This window comes from Bacillus pseudomycoides DSM 12442, from assembly GCF_000161455.1.
GTDB lineage: Bacteria > Bacillota > Bacilli > Bacillales > Bacillaceae_G > Bacillus_A > Bacillus_A pseudomycoides.
The window spans coordinates 5,712,824-5,715,608 of sequence record NZ_CM000745.1; the positions used below are offsets into that span (position 1 = coordinate 5,712,824).

1 protein-coding gene is annotated in these 2,785 nt (G+C 34.9%); it reads left to right on the forward strand.

What is annotated here, in order from left to right; all coding sequences use genetic code 11:
• Positions 1-1,138: 1,138 nt before the first annotated feature.
• Complete coding sequence (locus tag BPMYX0001_RS28885) at positions 1,139-2,530, forward strand: M60 family metallopeptidase (protein ID WP_033799840.1); 1,392 nt, start codon at positions 1,139-1,141, stop codon at positions 2,528-2,530.
• Positions 2,531-2,785: the final 255 nt, after the last annotated feature.

The window sequence follows — 2,785 nt, forward strand, 5'->3', positions numbered from 1 at the left end:
ATTGGTAGTTAGGTTTCTTTAGTTGAATGGGAATGTTTTGATCCAGTAGAAGAATGCAAAACCTCCAGCTACAAATAAAGCAGCTAAAATGAATGTTATTAGAGGTATTTTATTTTTCATACTTTTTCCTCCAATGATTTAATCTTAAGCTAATTTAGTTAATATAACATGCGTTAGCGGAAGTGAAATATTCACTTAACTTTTTTAATTATATATTCGTTTTAAATGACTATATCCCCTTTTGAAAGAAAGGATTTGTTATGTCTTTCTGTCTGTATACCGTATGCGTGTTCAGTTAACATAACGTCCTATTATCGGCAGCAAGAAAAAAGGCGAAATCTTATTCTCATAAGGGATTCGCCTTTTTCTTTTTCTATAATTCTATGCATATTTTTATACATTCCTATCCTGGCGCGGTTTTAGGGTTCTCCTTTGTTACTAAATGAGCCGAAAAACTGTATAAAATCTTGCATGCTCTTAGCGTGGCTTTTTTCCAAAATGCTGACGATATCCCTTTATGTAATTATACATATTAACGAAAAATACACTAAATGAATATTAAATATAGTAAAATATAAATTCTGACACGTTCTATAAATCAGATTCTTTTGAAAGGCGTAACATAGCAACCATTATAGGGGATGTGGCGTTACTCCGATACTGATCTCAAATCTCTTGTATTTTGTGAACTAACAATCTGGTGTATATAGGCCTCACCATATCAAAAAAAGAAAATTGTACGTTATCAAGACCTAAATTGTAAAAAGTCATAAAGAATAAAGGGCGATACATATTAGTTATGTATAAATGGAAGTAATAGCCATATAAATCCATTTTAATTCTTCGACATACCTACTATGCAGAATACAACATGATCTGCCTTGCTTTCTCATTTGGATATGGTGGGAAAAGTCATGACCGTTTCTATACGCGGCCAGATGCTCCCCTTCAAAATTATATATAGGTATAATTTTGAAGTGTATGAAATAAGAGAGGGGGGATAAGTAAATTTAAAAAAGTAGCCATAGTAAGAGGGGTTTTTATTGTATTAACATAATAAGATGATATAAAGGGCTAGTGAGGAAATCGGCGTTTCGTATGAACGTTAGAACGAATTTAAATGAAAGGAATGATTGATATGAACAAAAGAAAGAATCGTAAATTACAAAAACCAATGAAAGTATTTATGGCATCTGCTGTTTTGACAACGACATTATTTACATCTATGACTGTAAATGGTTTGAACATTCATGCTGAAACTACGCAAACCCAGGTGCAATATGAAGAGAGGACGTTTGAACTTCCAAGTACAGGACATTATATGGGTGAAGCAGCAAGAGAAAGAAGAAGTGAGCAACGAAACTATACGCCAACAGGAATCTATGTAAAACCGAATGAACAAGTCACAATTGAAGTATCGGGACTATCAGGATTAGACAAGCTTGGAGCAACTATTGGGACAAATGAATATGATAAAGAGGGGGGAAAAGCATTTCGTCTTTCCCCGGGTTCTAACACCATCTCCTCTCCAAACGGTGGTTTATTAGGGTTTGATAACTGTGAAGGGAAAGGAACCGTTAAGGTCAAAGTAACACAAGGTGGAAGTCCCGTTCCATTTTTTGAATTAGGAAAGCATACGAAAGTAGACTGGATTGCCATGATGGACAAATATCCAAATGCACCTGCTGTACAATTGAAATCTAAACGAGCAGTACTTACTGTTACTCGCGATAGTGCGAAGAAATATATTACGGATCAAGATCCTGTGCCCCTATTAAAAAAATATGATGAAATGATTCTAGCACAAGATAAAATATCGGGACTATCTGAAACAAGTTCTAATCCGTTACATCGTTCAACTCGCCGTCTTTGGGCTTTTGTAGAAAATCCTAACAACCCACCGGGCATGTACATGTATGCAGGTGGAGATGGAGTCGTATTTACTACTGCTTATGATGCAATTAAAAGTGCTTTAAATGCAAATGAATTTGGATGGGGACAAATGCATGAAGCAGGGCATACAAAGCAACAATACCCTTGGACGTGGGATGGAGTAGTTGAAGTCAATGTTAATATATACTCTTTAGCTGCACAAAAACAATTATTCCCAGGTCAACCAACACGTTTAGAAAAAGAAGGGGATTATGACAGAGCCTTTCAATACTTAAAACAAACAGATAAAGAATATGAAAATATTAATGACCCGTTTGTGAAAGTTGTTATGTTTTGGCAACTTCATTTAGCATATGGGGAAGATTTCTATCCAAATCTTCACAAACTATATCGAGAGTTGCCAAAAGACAAACTTCCAGAAACGAATGAAGATAAAATACAAGCCTTTATTTACAATACATCGAAAGTAGCGAAACAAAATTTACTGCCATTTTTCGATCAATGGGGACTGAAAGCATCACAAGAAACAAGAAAAAAAGTAGAAGCTTTGAATTATCCAACATTAACTGCCCCTATATGGGAAGCGACGGATGCGAAACCTGTTAAACCAACCGCTGCGTATGGTCCGGGAAAATAATGAAAGCAAGTGTGTGATCTAGCTAGTAGGGGGCACTATATCATTCTGGGAAAATTGTACGCTAAGGACTACAAAGCCTTATCATTACAGCTTTCTTTAAAGGCGATTGAGTGTTAAGAAAGATAAAAAGCTAAGTTTAATTGAACATTGATTTGTTTACACACTTTATGAACATGTTTATAGCTATAAAATGTTGATATTATTGTGTTTTAGCCTCTGTTTATAAACATAAGATTTTCTGAACAAATATCTTTT

Bases quoted from the DNA above. Each gene is read 5' to 3' on its own strand.
- BPMYX0001_RS28885 (WP_033799840.1), top strand. From the start codon at position 1,139: ATGAACAAAAGAAAGAATCGTAAATTACAAAAACCAATGAAAGTATTT.